The sequence below is a fragment of the Streptomyces celluloflavus genome (assembly GCA_000720995.1).
GTDB classification, from domain to species: Bacteria; Actinomycetota; Actinomycetes; order Streptomycetales; family Streptomycetaceae; genus Streptomyces; species Streptomyces celluloflavus.
Window position 1 is genome coordinate 31,050 of sequence record JOEL01000008.1, and the last position, 16,825, is coordinate 47,874.

At 72.1% G+C, this 16,825-nt stretch carries 15 protein-coding genes; 7 read left to right on the forward strand and 8 right to left on the reverse strand.

Translation table 11 applies throughout. The annotated features are described in order from the left end of the window. Window positions 1–135: 135 nt before the first annotated feature. Window positions 136–339 carry a YegP family protein gene (locus IH09_RS09510; protein ID WP_052855687.1) on the forward strand — a complete coding sequence of 68 codons (204 nt, stop codon included), beginning with the start codon at window positions 136–138 and terminating at the stop codon, window positions 337–339. 104 nt (window positions 340–443) lie between these two features. Here IH09_RS09510 and IH09_RS09515 read toward each other — a convergent pair whose 3' ends face one another. Beyond that, on the reverse strand, window positions 444–1,151 hold the full coding sequence (locus tag IH09_RS09515; protein WP_052855688.1) for a TerB family tellurite resistance protein: 708 nt from the start codon (window positions 1,149–1,151) through the stop codon (window positions 444–446). A gap of 620 nt (window positions 1,152–1,771) precedes the next feature. After that, complete coding sequence (leuA, locus tag IH09_RS09520) at window positions 1,772–3,550, reverse strand: 2-isopropylmalate synthase (RefSeq protein ID WP_052855689.1); 1,779 nt, start codon at window positions 3,548–3,550, stop codon at window positions 1,772–1,774. A gap of 324 nt (window positions 3,551–3,874) precedes the next feature. On the opposite strand from leuA, the gene IH09_RS09525 reads away from it, so the two are divergent. The 4 genes from IH09_RS09525 (at window position 3,875) to IH09_RS09540 (ending at window position 8,060) form a co-directional block, all read left to right on the forward strand. Further along, window positions 3,875–4,993, forward strand: a complete 1,119-nt coding sequence (locus tag IH09_RS09525; protein WP_094795057.1) for a M4 family metallopeptidase — start codon at window positions 3,875–3,877, stop codon at window positions 4,991–4,993. Between the two features lie 57 nt (window positions 4,994–5,050). Next, entirely contained in the window at window positions 5,051–5,329 is a 279-nt protein-coding gene (locus IH09_RS09530; RefSeq protein WP_052855690.1) for a protealysin inhibitor emfourin, read from the forward strand. A 113-nt stretch (window positions 5,330–5,442) separates the two neighbouring features. Continuing rightward, a complete protein-coding gene (locus tag IH09_RS09535; RefSeq protein ID WP_052855691.1) occupies window positions 5,443–6,813 on the forward strand; it encodes a GH1 family beta-glucosidase in 1,371 nt (456 codons plus the stop codon). Next, on the forward strand, window positions 6,810–8,060 hold the full coding sequence (locus tag IH09_RS09540; RefSeq protein ID WP_052855692.1) for an MFS transporter: 1,251 nt from the start codon (window positions 6,810–6,812) through the stop codon (window positions 8,058–8,060). Before IH09_RS09535 ends, IH09_RS09540 begins: the two co-directional genes overlap by 4 nt. Before the next feature lie 69 nt (window positions 8,061–8,129). Here IH09_RS09540 and IH09_RS09545 read toward each other — a convergent pair whose 3' ends face one another. Then, window positions 8,130–9,134, reverse strand: a complete 1,005-nt coding sequence (locus tag IH09_RS09545; RefSeq protein ID WP_052855693.1) for a GTPase Era — start codon at window positions 9,132–9,134, stop codon at window positions 8,130–8,132. Window positions 9,135–9,521: 387 nt separating this feature from the next. Between IH09_RS09545 and IH09_RS09550 the strand changes: the two genes are divergently transcribed. Then, window positions 9,522–10,652, forward strand: coding sequence for an FAD-dependent oxidoreductase (locus tag IH09_RS09550; protein ID WP_052855694.1), 1,131 nt, complete (start codon window positions 9,522–9,524; stop codon window positions 10,650–10,652). Window positions 10,653–10,954: 302 nt separating this feature from the next. Here the strand turns inward: IH09_RS09550 and IH09_RS09555 are convergent, their stop codons facing one another. Continuing rightward, window positions 10,955–12,406, reverse strand: a complete 1,452-nt coding sequence (locus tag IH09_RS09555; RefSeq protein WP_052855695.1) for an amidase family protein — start codon at window positions 12,404–12,406, stop codon at window positions 10,955–10,957. A gap of 129 nt (window positions 12,407–12,535) precedes the next feature. Here IH09_RS09555 and IH09_RS09560 point away from each other — a divergent pair, with 129 nt between their 5' ends. Next, window positions 12,536–13,162, forward strand: coding sequence for a TetR/AcrR family transcriptional regulator (locus IH09_RS09560; RefSeq protein WP_052855696.1), 627 nt, complete (start codon window positions 12,536–12,538; stop codon window positions 13,160–13,162). A gap of 252 nt (window positions 13,163–13,414) precedes the next feature. Here the strand turns inward: IH09_RS09560 and IH09_RS09565 are convergent, their stop codons facing one another. The 4 genes from IH09_RS09565 to IH09_RS09580 all read right to left on the reverse strand — a co-directional run bounded on the left by IH09_RS09565 (window position 13,415) and on the right by IH09_RS09580 (window position 16,746). Beyond that, window positions 13,415–13,768: a cytidine/deoxycytidylate deaminase family protein gene (locus IH09_RS09565; protein WP_052855803.1), complete on the reverse strand. Its 354-nt coding sequence runs from the start codon at window positions 13,766–13,768 to the stop codon at window positions 13,415–13,417. Between the two features lie 52 nt (window positions 13,769–13,820). Next, window positions 13,821–15,158: a hemolysin family protein gene (locus IH09_RS09570; protein WP_052855697.1), complete on the reverse strand. Its 1,338-nt coding sequence runs from the start codon at window positions 15,156–15,158 to the stop codon at window positions 13,821–13,823. Between the two features lie 13 nt (window positions 15,159–15,171). Continuing rightward, on the reverse strand, window positions 15,172–15,669 hold the full coding sequence (gene ybeY, locus IH09_RS09575; RefSeq protein WP_052855698.1) for an rRNA maturation RNase YbeY: 498 nt from the start codon (window positions 15,667–15,669) through the stop codon (window positions 15,172–15,174). Window positions 15,670–15,741: 72 nt separating this feature from the next. Continuing rightward, entirely contained in the window at window positions 15,742–16,746 is a 1,005-nt protein-coding gene (locus tag IH09_RS09580; RefSeq protein WP_052855699.1) for a PhoH family protein, read from the reverse strand. Window positions 16,747–16,825 lie beyond the last annotated feature (79 nt).

Consider the following 16,825-nt stretch of genomic DNA (forward strand, 5'->3'; position numbering starts at 1 on the left):
ACGGGCGGCGACAGGGTGTTCCCGCCCTGTTCGCCGCCCCGTTCCGCGTCCGTCGCCGTCCACATGCGGCCGCGCCCGGACCGTCTTACGGTGCTCTCAGGGGGAAGCCCGATGGCGCGCGAAAGGCGGTGCCCCATGGCGGGAAAGTTCGAGATGTACACCGACAAGGCAGGTAAGTACCGCTACCGGCTGAAGGCCGGCAACGGCGAGATCATCGCGGTCGGCGAGGCATACAACTCGAAGGCGTCGTGCGAAGCCGGAATCGACTCGGTGAAGCGCAACGCCCCGACGGCGCAGATCAAGGAAGTCCCGGAGATGAAGCACAAGTCCCCGCACTGATCCGCCGGGGAACGGGGTTGCGGACAGCGATCCGCACGCGGCAGTGGTCCGCACTTGCCGGCGGAGGGCGGGCCGCGGGCGGCGACGCCCGGCGGTCCGCGCCCTCAGGACGGTGTGCGGGCCGCCGCCAGCAGCCGGGCGGTATCGGCCGGGCGGAGCATCAGGGCCGCGCCGACGGTGGCCAGGACCTCGCGTTCGGCGGGGGTGTAGGAGCCGTCGGCCAGGGCGATACGGGCGGCCTGGAGGAGGAGGGATTCGCGGCCGGCCGGGGCCAGATGCGGGGCGAGGGGTTCGAGGGACTCGTGGAGCTCTATGGCCAGGGCGGTGCCGCAGGGGTCGAGGCCGTTGTGGCCGGCGTAGCCGCCGGTGACCACGTCGTACGTGGTGGTGAGGCGGCCGGTGTCGGCGGCGAGCGCGGCGAGGAGGGTGAGCAGCTGGTCCTCGGAGCAGTCCGCGAAGCCGGCCGCGCGGACCGTACGGACCGCGGTGTCGCGCACCGCGCGGGAGGAGGTGCCGCCGGCGGCCAGCACCGCGAGGGTGACGGTGTGGACGGCGTCCCGCAGCATCGCGGAGAAGCGGACGGTGGTGGGGTGGTCCAGGGCGTCCAGGCCGAAGTGGCCACGGCAGGCGGAGCATTCCAGGACCGGGCCCGCGGTGCCGCGGGAGAGCAGGGGGACGCCGAGGACGGTGAGCCGGCGGCGGCCGGTCCGGCGGAGGTAGTTGCGGTCGCCGCCGCAGTCGGGGCAGAAGAACTCGCCGTCGGCGACGGTACGCCAGGACGTGCGCACGCCCATCACACACATCTTGTGCATCACGTCAGCCCTCCGTAACACCGCGGCCACGTCGCCGCATTGACGTGATGTTAGCCACATCGTCGAGGCGGCGTCAGCACCTCGTACCGGACAACTGGCCGGATGGCGCGGAGCCCCACCCCTGGGGAGGGCGGGCGGCGGGGCCCGTTGACGCGCCGTGGCGGGCGGGCCTCGGGAGCCGTCGGTGCGGGCAGCGGCGGTGGATGAGGCGGATGGGAACGCCGCCCGCGTCGGCCGCCGGCGCGGCGGCGCCGGCCCTCGCGTGGCGCCGTCACTGCCGGTGGTGGCCAGGTCACCGCGGGGATTCCCAGGTACGGCGGCCGAGGGCGGCGCCGGGGAGAGCGCCGTGGCGGACGGCGAGGGGGACAGCGCCGGGCGCGTCGTGTCACCGGTGCCGCTGGTGGCCGGGGTGCTCGGGTGGGGCTTGGGGCGGCTGGGAATCCCGGGCCTGGAGGGGGCCGGGGGCTTGGCCGGAACGATGGGGGTGTGAACGGTGGGGGTGCGCAGGGCGGCGGGGCACGGGTCGCCGTGAGCGCGGTGCACGGCGCCCCCGCGGCTCGGTGTGAGCCGCGGGGGCGCCGGAAGAGCGGCCCGTGCGGGCCGGGAGGATCCGCCGGGGGTCAGCGGCCCGCGCGGTTGACCGCGGACACGACCGCCTTGATGGAGGCGCGGACGATGTTCGCGTCGACGCCGACGCCCCACAGCACCTTGTCGCCGATCGCGCACTCGATGTACGCGGCGGCCTGGGCGCCGGCGCCCTCGCTCAGGGTGTGCTCGCTGTAGTCCAGCAGCCGCACGTCCACGTCGATGGCGTGCAGGGCGGCGAAGAAGGCGGCCAGCGGGCCGTTGCCGGTGCCGGTCAGCACCGTGTCGGCGCCGTCCACCACGGCCTCGACGGTCAGCGCGTCGGTGCCCTCGGTCGTCGTCGAGGTCTGCGCGGAGCGCAGCGCGATACGGCCCCAGGCGTGGTCCGGGGTGGGCAGGTACTCGTCCTGGAAGACGGACCAGATGGCGGCCGGGGTGACCTCGCCGCCCTCGGCGTCGGTCTTCTCCTGGATGATCCGGGAGAACTCGATCTGCATCCGGCGCGGCAGGTCCAGCTTGTGGTCGTTCTTCAGGACGTAGGCGATACCGCCCTTGCCGGACTGCGAGTTGACGCGGATGACCGCCTCGTAGGACCGGCCGACGTCCTTGGGGTCGATCGGCAGGTACGGCACCGCCCACTCGATGTCGTCGACGGTCTTGCCGGCGGCGGTGGCCTCGGCCGCCATCGCGTCGAAGCCCTTCTTGATGGCGTCCTGGTGGGAGCCGGAGAAGGCGGTGTAGACCAGGTCGCCCGCGTAGGGGTGGCGCGGGTGGACCTCCATCTGGTTGCAGTACTCGGAGGTACGACGGATCTCGTCGATCTGCGAGAAGTCGATCTGCGGGTCCACGCCCTGCGAGAAGAGGTTCATGCCCAGCGTCACCAGGTCCACGTTGCCGGTGCGCTCGCCCTGCCCGAACAGGCAGCCCTCGACCCGGTCCGCCCCGGCCATGACCGCCAGCTCGGCGGCGGCCACCGCGGTGCCGCGGTCGTTGTGCGGGTGGGCGGACAGGCATACGTGCGCGCGCCGCGACAGGTTCCGCGACATCCACTCGAACCGGTCGGCGTACGTCGAGGGCGTCGAACGCTCCACCGTCGCCGGCAGGTTCAGGATGATCTCGCGGCCGGCCTCCGGCTGCCAGACGTCCATCACGCCTTCGCAGACCTCCAGCGCGAAGTCCAGCTCGGTGTCCGTGAAGATCTCCGGCGAGTACTGGTAGCCGAACGCCGTCTCGTCGCCCAGCAGCTTCTCCGCGTACTCCGCCACCAGCCGCGTACCGTCCACCGCGATCTGCTTGACCTGCTCGCGGCTGCCGCGGAACACCACCCGGCGGAACACCGGCGCGGTGGCGTTGTAGAGGTGCACGGTCGCCTTGTGCGCGCCCCGCAGCGACTCCACGGTGCGCTCGATCAGTTCCTCACGCGCCTGGGTGAGGACGGAGATCGTCACGTCCTCGGGGATCGCGCCCTCTTCGATGATGGAGCGTACGAAGTCGAAATCGGTGGCGCCCGACGAGGGGAAGCCGACCTCGATCTCCTTGTAGCCCATCCGTACCAGCAGGTCGAACATCTCCCGCTTGCGCGCGGGCGACATCGGGTCGATCAGCGCCTGGTTGCCGTCCCGCAGGTCCGTCGACAGCCAGCGCGGCGCCGCCGTGATCCGGTTCTCCGGCCAGGTGCGGTCGGGGATCCCGACCGTCTCGTAGCGGCCGTACTTGTGGATCGGCATCCCGGAGGTGCGCTGGAAGTGGGTCGCGTTGGTGATCGGGGTGGGGCGGCCGACGGCGTTCTCGGCAGGGCTCGACGGATTCGTCATGATGCGTGGGGCTCCTCGGGTGTCCGCTGCGGGGTCCCCGTGCTCCGTCGAGAGCTCGGGGAAGGCCGACGGGGCGATGGATCGCAGCACCGCACTCCGCGGGGAGGGGGTCGGCCTACGACTACAGGCCCTCGCCGCGGCAGCTAAGGAGAAGCAGCCCGAAACGCATGATGTCGATCAGCGTAGCCGAGGCGGGTGGGAAACGGACGTCCGTATCACTATGCGGGACCGGTGGTGCCGACCTGAGTGCGAGCAACCACACGTTCTCAGGAATATCCGCAGCAGGCGGTGACACCCGCATCACGCAATGCCACATTGCGTGCTATGGACGTCAACCGCACACCGGTCCAGCCGGTCACCCCTCAGATCGCCCCGGTTCCGCCGTTCCCCCCACCGCCCACCTCGGTCTTCTGCACGATCGTGCCTCCCCACGTCCTCGACAAGCTGGCGCAGTCCGAGGACCCCGCGCACCACGGACCCGCCCGCCTCACCCTGGAGCACGACGCCCTGCACCGCGCCCGGCGCAGCGACACCGCCGTCCGGGGTATCACCGGCCCCGCTCCCGAGACCGCCTCGGACAAGCCCCACCGGACCATCTACGACGCCGGCCACCAACAGGTCGTCCCCGGTACGAAGGTGCACAGCGAGTCCGACCCGCCCGCCAAGGACGCCTCCGTCAACCGCGCGCAGGCCGGTCTCGGCGCGACCTTCGAGCTCTACCTGAAGGTCTACGGACGGCATTCGATCGACGGCAAGGGCCTGCCGCTGGACGCGACCGTCCACTACGGCGAGAAGTACGACAACGCCTTCTGGGACGGCCGGCGGATGGTCTTCGGCGACGGCGACAACACCATCTTCCTGGACTTCACCATCCCGGTCGACGTCATCGGCCACGAGCTGACCCACGGCGTCACCCAGTACACCGCCAACCTCGAATACTCCGGCCAGTCCGGTGCCCTGAACGAGTCGGTCTCGGACGTCTTCGGCTCCCTGATCAAGCAGTACGCCCTCGGTCAGAGCGTCGGGCAGGCCGACTGGCTGATCGGCGAGGGTCTGCTCGCCCCGCAGGTCACCGGCAAGGCGCTGCGCTCCATGAAAGCGCCGGGGACCGCGTACGACGACAAGACCCTGGGCAAGGACCCGCAGCCCGCGACGATGAAGGGGTACGTCGAGACCGCGAGCGACAACGGCGGGGTGCACGTGAATTCCGGCATCCCCAACCACGCCTTCTATCTGGCCGCGACCGCGCTCGGCGGACACGCCTGGGAGCGGGCCGGGCAGATCTGGTACGACGTGCTGACCGGCGGGCATCTCGCCAAGAACGCCCAGTTCGCGGACTTCGCCGCCCTCACCGTCACCGCCGCCCGCGCCCGCTACGGCACCGGCGAGGAGGCCGAGGCGCTGCTCAAGGCGTGGTCCACGGTCGGGGTGACCGCCAAATGACCACCGGGTAGCGCCGCCCCGGAAGATTCCCGGCGCCCCATGGGGTAGGAAGCCCTCATGCGTATCGAGATCCGCCGTACGGGTGGCTTCACGGGCATCGAGCGCCGCGCCGAGGTCGACACCTCGGGGCGGCCCGATGCCGGCGACTGGCACACCCTGACCGAACAGGCCGTCGCCACCGCCCCCGGCACGCCGCCCGCCGGCGTCCCCGACGGCTTCCGCTACCAGATCACTGTCGAGGACCAAGGGCACAGCCGGACGGTGTACTGCGCCGATCCACGGCTGACCGACGAGCAGCGGGCGCTGATCACCCGGGTGCTGAAGGAGGGCGCCTAGCGCCGCCCGGGACCTGTCGCCGAAGCGATGCCCGGAGAGCCGGTGAGGCACTCAACTCCCCTTCCCTGCACACCTCTTGACACCTTTACTCGTGAGTCAGGAAGATCCGCCCCATGACCACGGTGCCGGCGTCCCCCCTCCCCCGCTTCCCCCGCGACTTCCTGTGGGGGGTGTCCACCTCGGCCCAGCAGATCGAGGGGGCGGTGGACGAGGACGGGCGGGGGCCCTCGGCGTGGGACGTGTTCACGGCGCGGCCGGGGCGGGTCAAGGACGGGTCCGACGCCCGGGTCGCGACCGGTCACTATCACCGCTACCGCGAGGACGTCGCCCTGCTCAAGGGGCTCGGTGTCGGCGCGTACCGGTTCTCGGTGGCCTGGCCGCGGGTGGTGCCGGCGGGCCGCGGGGCGGTCAACGGCGCCGGGCTCGACTTCTACGACCGGCTGGTGGACGAGCTGCTGGCGGCCGGGGTGCGGCCGGTGGCGACGCTGTTCCACTGGGACACCCCGCAGCCGCTGGAGGAGGCCGGCGGCTGGCTCCGGCGGGAGACCGCGGAGCACTTCGCGGCGTACGCGGAGGTGGTCGCGGCCCGGCTCGGGGACCGGGTGGCGCACTGGATCACCCTCAACGAACCGGCCGAACTGACCCTGCTCGGCTACGGTCTGGGGCAGCACGCGCCGGGCCGTGAACTGGTCTTCGACGCGCTGCCGGCCGCCCATCACCAGCTGCTGGGCCACGGCCTGGCCGTACAGGCGCTGCGCGCCCGGGGTGCCCGGAGCATCGGGATCGCCAATTCGCACGGGCCGACCTGGCCGGCCTCCGCCGCCGAGGCCGACACCGCCGCGGCCGACCTCTACGACCTGCTGCTCAACCGGCTGTTCGCGGATCCGGTCCTGCTCGGCCGCTACCCGGACGAGGACCTGGCGGCGCTGCTGCCGGGCCCGGTCGCCGACGATCTGCGGGTCATCTCCGAGCCGCTGGACTGGTACGGGATCAACTACTACCAGCCCACCCTGGTCGGCGCCCCGGACCCGGCGGCGACCGGCCCCGCCGACTTCGGGGGCATCGCGCTGCCGCCCGAACTCCCCTTCGCGCCCCGGGAGATCGAGGGCTACCCGCGGACCGACTTCGGCTGGCCGGTGGTCCCCGAGGCGCTGACCGAGCTGCTGCTGTCCTTCCGGGAGCGGTACGGCGCGAGCCTGCCGCCCGTCATGATCACGGAGAACGGCTGCGCGTACGAGGGCGTCGAGGACGGCGCGCGGATCGCTTTTCTCGACGGGCATCTGCGGGCGCTGCACGAGGCGATGGACGCCGGGGTCGATGTCCGGGGCTATTTCGTGTGGTCGCTGATGGACAACTTCGAGTGGGCGGAGGGGTACGCGCGGCGGTTCGGCCTGGTGCATATCGACTTCTCGACGCTGGTCCGGACCCCGAAAGCCTCCTACCGCTGGCTGCGGGACGCGTTGCGGGACCAGGCGCGGGGATGACCGCCGCCGCGGGGCCGCCGGCCCTGGCGGAGCCCGTCCGGCGGGTCGGGCGCGGCTGGACCGCCGCGCTGTCGCTGGCGAACGGCGCGATCTGGGTCGGCTGGTACGGGCCGCTGCAGATCCTGCTCGCCCTCCAGGCCGCCCAGCTGGCGCCGCCCGGCACCGCCAAGGAGTCCGTCCTGGCGTGGGTGACCGGTCTGGGCGCGGTGGTCTCGCTGGTCGCCAACCCGCTGTTCGGCGCCCTCTCGGACCGTACGACATCCCGCCACGGGCGCCGGGCGCCGTGGATCCTGGCCGGTGTACTGGGCGGCGCCGCGGCCCTGGTGCTGCTGGCCGGTGCCCGTACGGTCCCGGTGATGGCGCTGGGCTGGTGCCTGGTGCAGCTCACCCTCAACGCGGCGTTCGCGGCGGTCACCGCGGCCGTCCCCGACCAGGTCCCGCGCGGGCAGCGCGGCGCGGTCGGCGGCTGGCTGGGCGCCGCGCAGCTCCTCGGCGTCCTCGTCGGCACGGGGCTGGCGACGCTGGCCGGCGGGATCACCGCGGGCTATCTGGCCTGCGCGGGCTTCACGGTGCTCGCCACTCTGCCGTATCTGCTGCGCTACCCCGATCCGGTGCTGCCGGCCGGGCTGCGGCCGCCGTTCACCTGGTGGGCGTTCCTCGCCGGCTTCCGGTTCAGCCCGCGCCGCCATCCCGATCTGGGCTGGGCCTGGCTGACGCGTTTCCTGATCAACCTCGGCAACGCGCTGGCGCTGCTGTATCTCCTGTACTACCTGCGGGATGTGCTGCACCGCCCCGATCCGCAGGGCGGGGTGCTGATCCTGACCGCCGTCAACGGGGTGACCCTGCTCGGCACGGTCGTCGTCGGCGGGATCTGGTCGGACCGGAGCGGCCGCCGGCAGCCGTTCGTCCTGTGGGCGGGCGTGCTCATGACGGTGGCGACGGCGCTGCTGGCGGGCTGGCAGACCTGGACGGGGGCGCTGGTCGCGGCGGCGCTGCTGGGCGTCGGCTTCGGCGTCTTCACCTCCGTCGACTTCGCGCTGATGACGGATGTGCTGCCGGCCGCCGCGGACCGCGGCCGGGATCTCGGCGTCATCAACATCGCCAACTCGCTTCCGCAGGTGGCCGCCCCGGTACTGGCCGCACCGCTCGTCGGCCACCTCGGCGGCTACCGGACGCTGTTCCTCACCGCGGCCGCGACCGGGCTGCTGGGTGCGCTGCTGGTGCGGCGGATACGGGGCGTGGCGTAGCGGTCCGGGCCCGGCGCGGGGCGTCCGGTGCGCGCACCCGGCGGTCCGGCGGGTGCGCGCGTCCGTGCGCTAGAAGCCGAGCTTGCGCAGCTGCTTGGGGTCGCGCTGCCAGTCCTTGGCGACCTTGACGTGCAGGTCCAGGAAGACCGGTGTGCCGAGCAGCGCCTCGATGTGCTTGCGCGACTTCATGCCGACCTCCTTGAGCCGCTTGCCCTTCGGGCCGATGATGATGCCCTTCTGGCTGGGCCGCTCGATGTAGACATTGGCGTGGATGTCCAGCAGCGGCCGGTCGGCCGGGCGGTCCTCGCGCGGCAGCATCTCCTCGACGACGACGGCGATGGAGTGCGGCAGCTCGTCGCGTACGCCCTCCAGCGCGGCCTCGCGGATCAGCTCGGCGACCATGACCTGCTCGGGCTCGTCGGTGAGGTCGCCCTCGGGGTAGAGCGGCGGGCTCTCCGGGAGGAGCGGGACGAGCAGATCGGCGAGGAGCCCGACCTGACCGGCACCCCGCCGGTCACCGGCCGGGGCGTCCGCGCCGTTCTTCTTCGCGGCGCCGCGTTCGGCCTCCGAGTCGACGGCGGAGACCGGGATGATCTCGGCCCACTCGATACCGAGGTCGCGGCCGAGCTGGTCGATGGCGATCAGCTGGGCGGCCAGCGTCTTGGAGTCGACCAGGTCGGTCTTGGTGACGATGGCGACCTTGGGGGTCTTCTTGATGCCGGCCAGCTCGGTGGCGATGAAACGGTCGCCGGGGCCGAGCTTCTGGTCGGCGGGCAGGCAGAAGCCGATCACGTCGACCTCGGACCAGGTGGTCCGCACGATGTCGTTGAGCCGCTCGCCGAGCAGCGTGCGCGGCTTGTGCAGGCCGGGGGTGTCGACGAGGACCAGCTGCGCGTCGGGGCGGTGCACGATCCCGCGCACGGTGTGGCGGGTGGTCTGCGGCCGGTTGGAGGTGATGGCCACCTTTGTGCCGACGAGAGCGTTCGTGAGGGTGGACTTGCCCGCGTTCGGGCGGCCGACGAAGCACGCGAAGCCGGCGCGGTGCGGGGCGGGGGAGTCTGTACGAGCGCTCATGGCGCCCATTCTCCCCGATCGCCGGGGCCGCGCCGACCACCCGCCCCGTCCGGCCCGTACCACCGCACGCCCGGCGGGCCGGGCACGGCCGGGTCAGGGTTCCGGGCACCGCCGGGTCGGGGTGGGGACGGCCGTCGCCGACCGGTGCCGTCCCCGGGGCGGCCGGTGCCGCCGCCCGAGGGGCGACGCGAGAGTCCGGGCCTGCGCACGATCGACCCGGACGCCGAGCTGACCGCCCTTCCGGGCCGCTGCCGGGACCGGTCTGCGGTGTCGGTCGCCTGTCGGGGGCTGTCGGTCCGGTGTCGGCGGCTCGTCGGCGGGGTCCGGCACCTTTCCGGAGACGGCCGGCCGGAGCTCACCGGGCGGCCCCGATGCCGAGGAGCCACCATGCACACTCCCGTCACGATCATCGGCGCCGGACTCGGCGGCCTCACGCTCGCCCGCGTCCTGCACGTCCACGGCATCCCGGCCACCGTCTACGAGGCCGAACCCTCCCCGACGGCGCGTGCGCAGGGCGGGATGCTCGACATCCACGACTACAACGGGCAGCTCGCCCTTGAGGCGGCCGGTCTGCTGGACGAGTTCCACGCCATCGTCCTGGAGGGCCGCCAGACGATGCGGGTCCTCGACCGGGACGGGACCGTCCTGTTCGACAAGGCCGACGACGGCACGGGCGGACGCCCCGAGGTGCAGCGCGGCGAGCTGCGGCAGATCCTGCTCGACTCGCTCCCGGCCGGCACCGTCCGGTGGGGCCACAAAGCCGTCGGCGCCCGCACCCTCGGCGAGGGCCGCCACGAGGTGACCTTCGCCAACGGCACCACCGCCGTCACGAGCCTGCTGGTCGGCGCGGACGGCGCGTGGTCACGGGTCCGGCCGCTGCTCTCCACCGCCACACCCGGGTACGCCGGCACCTCGTTCGTCGAGACCTACCTGTTCGACGCCGACACCCGGCACCCGACCGCCGCGAAAGCGGTCGGCGGCGGGTCGATGATCGCGCCCGCGCCGGGCAAGGAGATCTTCGCTCACCGGGAGAGCGGCGACACCCTGCACACCTACGTGGTGCTCGCCAGGCCGCAGGACTGGTTCGCCGCCATCGACTTCACCGATGCCGCCGCGGCCACCGCGCGGATCTCGCAGGAGTTCGACGGCTGGGCACCGGAACTCACCGCGCTGATCACCGACGGCGACACCGCGCCCGTCCTGCGCCCCCACCACACGCTGCCGGCCGGACACCGCTGGGACCGGGTGCCGGGCGTGACCCTCCTCGGCGACGCCGCCCACCTCGCGGCCCCGAACGGCGAAGGCGCCAATCTGGCCATGCAGGACGGCGCCGAACTCGGCAAGGCCCTCGCCGCACACCCCGACGACATCGAGACCGCCCTCACCGAATACGAGCAGGCCATGTTCCCCCGCAGCACCGCAGCCGTCATTTTTGACGGTGCCGAGGTCCCCGGGATCGACTCCGACGACAACACGGGCCACAGGCTGATCGACATGCTCAACGGGCAGGGCAGTTGAGCCGCTCGAACCCCGAACCGATGCGCTCCCCGCCCGACCCGCACCGCTCGGGCGCCTCGGCTCCGCCGGGTGCCGGGAGATCTTCGCGGACAAGTAGCCCGGCGAGAACGCGCTCCGCCCGGAGCTGAGGGCGCCCACGCCTTCCTCGACGCCGGAGACACGCACGCCGGTCCCTTCGCTCGGCCGCTACGGCCGCGGGACCCGGGGACGCCGGGAGTACCGGGCGATATGCACGACGTGGTTCTCCCACTCGCCCGGTGCACGGTCATCGCCCGTGGACTCCCGGCTTCCCGGGGGCTCTCTCAGTGGCCCGTGGGGTTCCCGGCCCACACCGTGGGGGTCCGGCCCGACCACGGGCTCGCCTGTTCGAGTTGTCCGGCGAGGCGGAAGAGACGGTCTTCGAGCCCGTAACCGGCGGCGAACTGCATACCGATCGGGAGCCCCGTCCCGGCGTCGGCCGTCAGCGGCACGGACATGGCGGGCGTGCCCGCCACGTTGAACGCCGCGGAGAACGGCGAGCGGTCGAAGAGGCGGCGAAGCCAGCCGAGGCCGTCCAGCGCCTCTGCGCCCTCGGCGTAGGTGCCCAAGAGCACGGGAAGCTCCGGCAGGGTCGGGGTGAGCAGCATGTCGTGAGCGTCGAAGTACCGTGCCAGGCTTCGAGCGACCCGGTTCCGGATCGCGAGAGCGGTGACGAACTGCGCGCCACCGACCTGCTGCCCGTAGTGGTAGCTGGCGAGGATAGGCGGCTCCAGGGTTGAGGAGTTGATGGGCCGGTCGAAGGCGGCAGCCAGCTCGTCGACCGAGGCCGTGAGATTCGCCGTCCACAGACGGGCGTTGGCCAGGACGAACTCCTCCCAGTCGGCCCCGAGGTCGACCTTGACCTCCTCCACCTGGTGGCCGAGGGATTCGAGCAGACGCACAGTGCGGGAGAGAGCGTCGGCCACTGCTGTGGTGGTACGGCGTCCGCCCCATGCGTGGGTGAGGACGCCGATCCGCAGCGAGCCCGGGTGGCGGGTGACTTCCTCCGCGTACGGCCGGGACGGCTCCTGGGCGAAGTAGGGGTCACCCGGTTCCGGGCCGCGGATCCGGTCGAGCAGTGCCGCACTGTCGCGTACGGTGCGGCTGACGCTGCCGTGCACGGCCAGACCGTTGAAGATCTCATCGACGTCGGGGCCCACGGAGACCCGGCCACGGGTGGGCTTCAGTCCGAAGAGGCCGTTGCAGGCGGCGGGGATGCGGATCGAGCCGGCGGCGTCGGTGGCGTGGGCGATCGGGACCACTCCGGCAGCGACGGCCGCGCCCGCACCTCCGCTGGATCCGCCCGCGCTCCGCGCCAGGTCCCAGGGATTGCGGGTCGCGCCGTACAGCACCGGTTCCGTCGTGATGCTGTAGGCCATCTCCGGTGTCGCGGTACGCCCGAACGTCACGAGGCCGGCGCGGCGGAAGCGCCGCATCAGGGCGGAGTCGGCGCCGGCGACGTTGCCGACCGCGAGACGGCTGCCCAGCTCCATCCGCCTTCCGGCCATGGCGACCGCGATGTCCTTGATCAGGAAGGGGACCCCGGCCAGCGGTGTGCTGCCGGGGCCGGGCGCGTCATCGGCCGGCCAGGTCTCCACGATGGCGTTGAGCTGCGGATTGACCGTCTGCGCGGCCTCGCGTGCGGCCGCTTCCAGTTCGGCGGGGGTCACCTCGCCCTTGGCCACCAGCTCCGCGAGCCCGACCGCGTCGTAACTCACGTACTCGGAAATTCTCACTGTGCACTCCCAGCGGAACGAACGATACCGTCGAGCACCGAACGATACCCAACGGTATCGCCCGGGACGGACTGGTACCGTATCGGGAGGTGAAGGGCCCCACAACGGACCGGACGTCACGGAGCAGTCATGGCATCGACCGCCGGAAGGCCGAGCAGGGTGGCGAAACTGCCGCCTCGGGAGCGCATCCTCGACGCGGCGGAAGAGCTCTTCCAGCGCGAGGGGATCCGGCGGGTGGGCGTCCAGGCCATCGCCGAGCGGGCCGAGACCACCAAAATGGCGATCTACCGGCACTTCGAAACCAAGGACGCGCTGGTCGCGGAGTGGCTGCGGATCGTCGCCGCCGACTACCAGGCGGCCTTCGACCGGGTCGAGGCGGAATACCCGGGCCGTCCCAGGGAGCAGATCCTGGGCCTGGCCCGCTTCATCGCCGAGGGGCTGCCGGGGATCTCGCACCGGGGCTGCCCGTTCATCAACTCCATCGCCGAACTGCCCGACCGATCCCACCCCGCGCGGCAGGTGATCGAGAAGCACAAGGCCCACCAGACCCGCCGACTGGTCGGCATGTGCGCCGAGGCCGGGCTGCCCGACCCCGAGCAGGCCGCGGCCGAGATCACCTTCGTACTCGAAGGCGCGCAGGTCAGCACCCAGAACAGAAGCATCGATCAGACGGGGGAGCGCTTGCTGAGGATCGTCGAGGGGATCGTGGACCGGCACCGCTCCCCGCTCGGTGCGCCCCGGACGACCACCGGCTGACCGCCCCGCGTCTGCGTCCCCGCCAGCGCGAACCAGCCGCGCGTTCGCGCGCCACGGCCAACCCCGCGGCCGCGGCCGCTCGGCGTCTCCACGAGGAACCGCGCACCGGCGCGGTTCCCCGCCGACTCGAAGCCCCCCGCGGAGCAGGCGGACCCCGGCCGGACCGGTCTCACCGGGATGTCCGGTACCTCACCCGCTCATGCCCGGGGCCGAGGCGGGCGGCCCGGCAGGTGCGGGCCCCCGCTCCCGCGGTCAGCCCGCCGGGACGGTGGCGCGCAGGGTGCCGTCGGGGCCCGCGAGCAGGAGCGGAGTCGTGGGGCCGCCGAGGTCCCGGACGGCCGCCAGGTCCGCGTCGGCGGCGCGCTCGGCGTCGGTGACCACGGCCGCCGCCTCCAGGGACGTCGCCCCGCTGGCGACGGCCATCGCCACGGCCGTCCGCAACGCGCTGAGCTGCAACGAGTCCAGGGCGACGGTGCCGGCGACGTAGGTGCGGCCGGTCTCGTCGCGTACGGCGGCGCCCTCGGGCACGCCGTTACGGGCCCGCGCCGAGCGCGCGAGCGTGATGATCTTGCGGTCTTCCGGGTCCAGCGGTGCGGATTCGCTCATGCAGGCGAGCATATGCGGGGCCCGGTGGGGGGCTTCAAGAGGCGGGGACCGGTCAGTGTGCGGCCGGCCGCTCGTCCGCGCCGCGGACCGCGCCCGGTGTGCCGCGGACCGGTTCGCACAGCACCGTGATGATCCTGTTGCGGCGCCCCGCCGGTGACTCCGCGGTCAGCCGCAGGGCCGTCAGACCCGGGTCGGAGGCGTCGGAGGAGAGATCGACCTCGGCGGTGGCACCCGCGATCGGCACCCGGCCGAGCAGCTTGGCGAGGAGTCCGCCGACCGTTTCGACGTCCTCGTCGTCCAGCTCGGACAGGCCGTACAGCTCGCCGAGATCGCCGATGTCCAGCCGGGCGGTGACGCGGTAGCGGCCGTCGCCGAGGTCCGCGACGGGCGGCAGCTCGCGGTCGTACTCGTCGGTGATCTCGCCGACAATCTCCTCCAGGATGTCCTCGATCGTCACGATGCCGGCCGTACCGCCGTACTCGTCGATCACCACCGCGACGTGGTTGCGGTCCTGCTGCATCTCGCGCAGCAGATCACCGGCGTTCTTGGTGTCCGGTACGAAGACCGCCGGGCGCATCGCCGAGGAGACCAGCTCGGTCTCGGCGTCCCGGCTGATGTGCACCTTGCGGGCCAGGTCCTTGAGATAGACCATGCCGACGATGTCGTCCTCGTTCTCACCGGTCACCGGGATACGCGAGAAACCGGAGCGCAGCGCGAGGGTCAGCGCCTGGCGGATGGTCTTGTAGCGCTCGACGGCCACCAGGTCCGTCCGCGGCACCATGACCTCGCGCACGAGGGTGTCGCCGAGCTCGAAGACGGAGTGCACCATCCGGCGCTCCTCGTCCTCGATCAGCGACTCCTTCTCGGCGAGGTCGACCAGCGAGCGCAGCTCCGCCTCGGAGGCGAACGGGCCCTGGCGGAAGCCCTTCCCGGGCGTGAAGGCGTTGCCGAGCAGGATCAGCAGCCGCGGGACGGGGCCCATGACGCGGGCCAGCGGCAGCAGGACGTACGCGGCGGCGGTCGCGGTGTTGAGCGGGTGCTGGCGGCCGATGGTGCGCGGCGAGACGCCGACGGCGACATAGGAGACCAGCACCATCACGGCGATGGCCACGGTCAGCGCCTGCCAGGTCTTGTCGAAGGAGCGCAGGCAGGCGTAGGTGACGAGGACGCCGGCGGCCATCTCGCAGCCGACCCGCACCAGCAGCGCGACGTTCAGATAGCGGGTGGGGTCGGCGGCGACTGCGGCGAGCTTGGCGCCGCCGCGGCGGCCGGACCGGACGGCCGCCTCGGCGCGGAAGCTGGTCGTCCGGGCCAGCCCGGCCTCCGCGCAGGCGGCGAGCCAGGCGATCACGACGAGGAGGACCGCGACGGCGATCAGCTGAAAGGTCATGGCGGCGGCCCGGTCAGCTGACGGTGGGGGCCGGGGAGGGGCCGGTCAGGCCCCGCTCGGCACGCCAGCCGTCGATGATCGCCGCTTGCAGGCCGAACATCTCGGCCTTCTCGTCCGGCTCCTCGTGGTCGTAGCCGAGGAGGTGCAGCACGCCGTGGACGGTGAGCAGTTGCAGCTCCTCGTCCATGGAGTGCCCGGTCGGCGCCTCCTCGCCCTGCTTCTTGGCCACCTCGGGGCAGAGCACGATGTCACCGAGGAGCCCCTGCGGGGGCTCCTCGTCGTCCTTGGCCGGCGGGCGCAGTTCGTCCATCGGGAAGGACATGACATCGGTCGGACCGGGGAGGTCCATCCACTGGATGTGGAGCTGCTCCATGGCCTCGGCGTCCACGACGATGACGGACAGCTCGGAGAGCGGGTGGATGCGCATCCGGGCGACGGCGTAGCGGGCGACGTCCAGGACGGCCTGCTCGTCGATGTCCGTACCGGATTCGTTGTTGACGTCGATCGACATGGGGGGTGTGACTTCTCGCTTCTCTGGGCCGGTCCCGGGGCTTGCGGGCCCGGGGACATGCGGTGCCGGGGCCTACTGGCCGTTGCGGCTGTCGTACTGCTCGTATGCCTCGACGATACGGCCGACCAGCCGGTGGCGGACGACGTCCTGGCTGGTGAGGCGGGAGAAATGCACGTCCTCGACGCCCTCCAGGATGTCCTGGACCTGGCGCAGCCCGCTCTTGGTGCCGTTGGGGAGGTCGACCTGGGTGACGTCACCGGTGATGACGATCTTCGATTCGAAGCCGAGGCGGGTGAGGAACATCTTCATCTGCTCGGGGCTGGTGTTCTGCGCCTCGTCGAGAATGATGAACGCGTCGTTGAGCGTCCGGCCCCGCATGTACGCCAGCGGCGCGACCTCTATCGTGCCCGCGGCCATCAGGCGCGGGATGGAGTCGGGGTCGAGCATGTCGTGCAGCGCGTCGTAGAGCGGGCGCAGATACGGGTCGATCTTCTCGTAGAGGGTGCCGGGCAGGAAGCCCAGGCGCTCGCCGGCCTCGACCGCGGGGCGGGTCAGGATGATGCGGTTGATCTGCTTGGCCTGGAGGGCCTGTACCGCCTTGGCCATCGCCAGATAGGTCTTGCCGGTACCGGCCGGGCCGATGCCGAAGACGACGGTGTGCGCGTCGATGGCGTCGACATAGCGCTTCTGGTTGAGGGTCTTGGGGCGGATCGTGCGGCCGCGGTTGGAGAGGATGTTCTGGGTGAGCACCTCGGCGGGGGTGACGCCCACCGCCCCGTCGCCGTTCTCCGCCGAGCGCAGCATGGCGATGGAGCGTTCCACTGCGTCCTCCGTCATCGGTTGTCCGGTGCGGAGCACCAGCATCATCTCGTCGAACAGGCGCTGGATCAGGGCGACTTCCTGCGCATCGCCGACCGCGCTGACTTCGTTGCCCCGGACGTGGATGTCGGTTGCCGGGAAGGCTGTCTCGATCACGCGCAGGAGGCTGTCTCCGGATCCCAGGACCGTGACCATGGGGTGGCTGGCCGGGACGGTGAACTGGGCGCGTGCTTGCGGTCGCGTGGGTGTCTGAGTCATGGGCCGGCTCTGTGGCCTGCTCAACCCCCGTCCTTTGCTCGTATGAGGTGCCTGAAGAGAGGTGCCGGAAACACGGCCC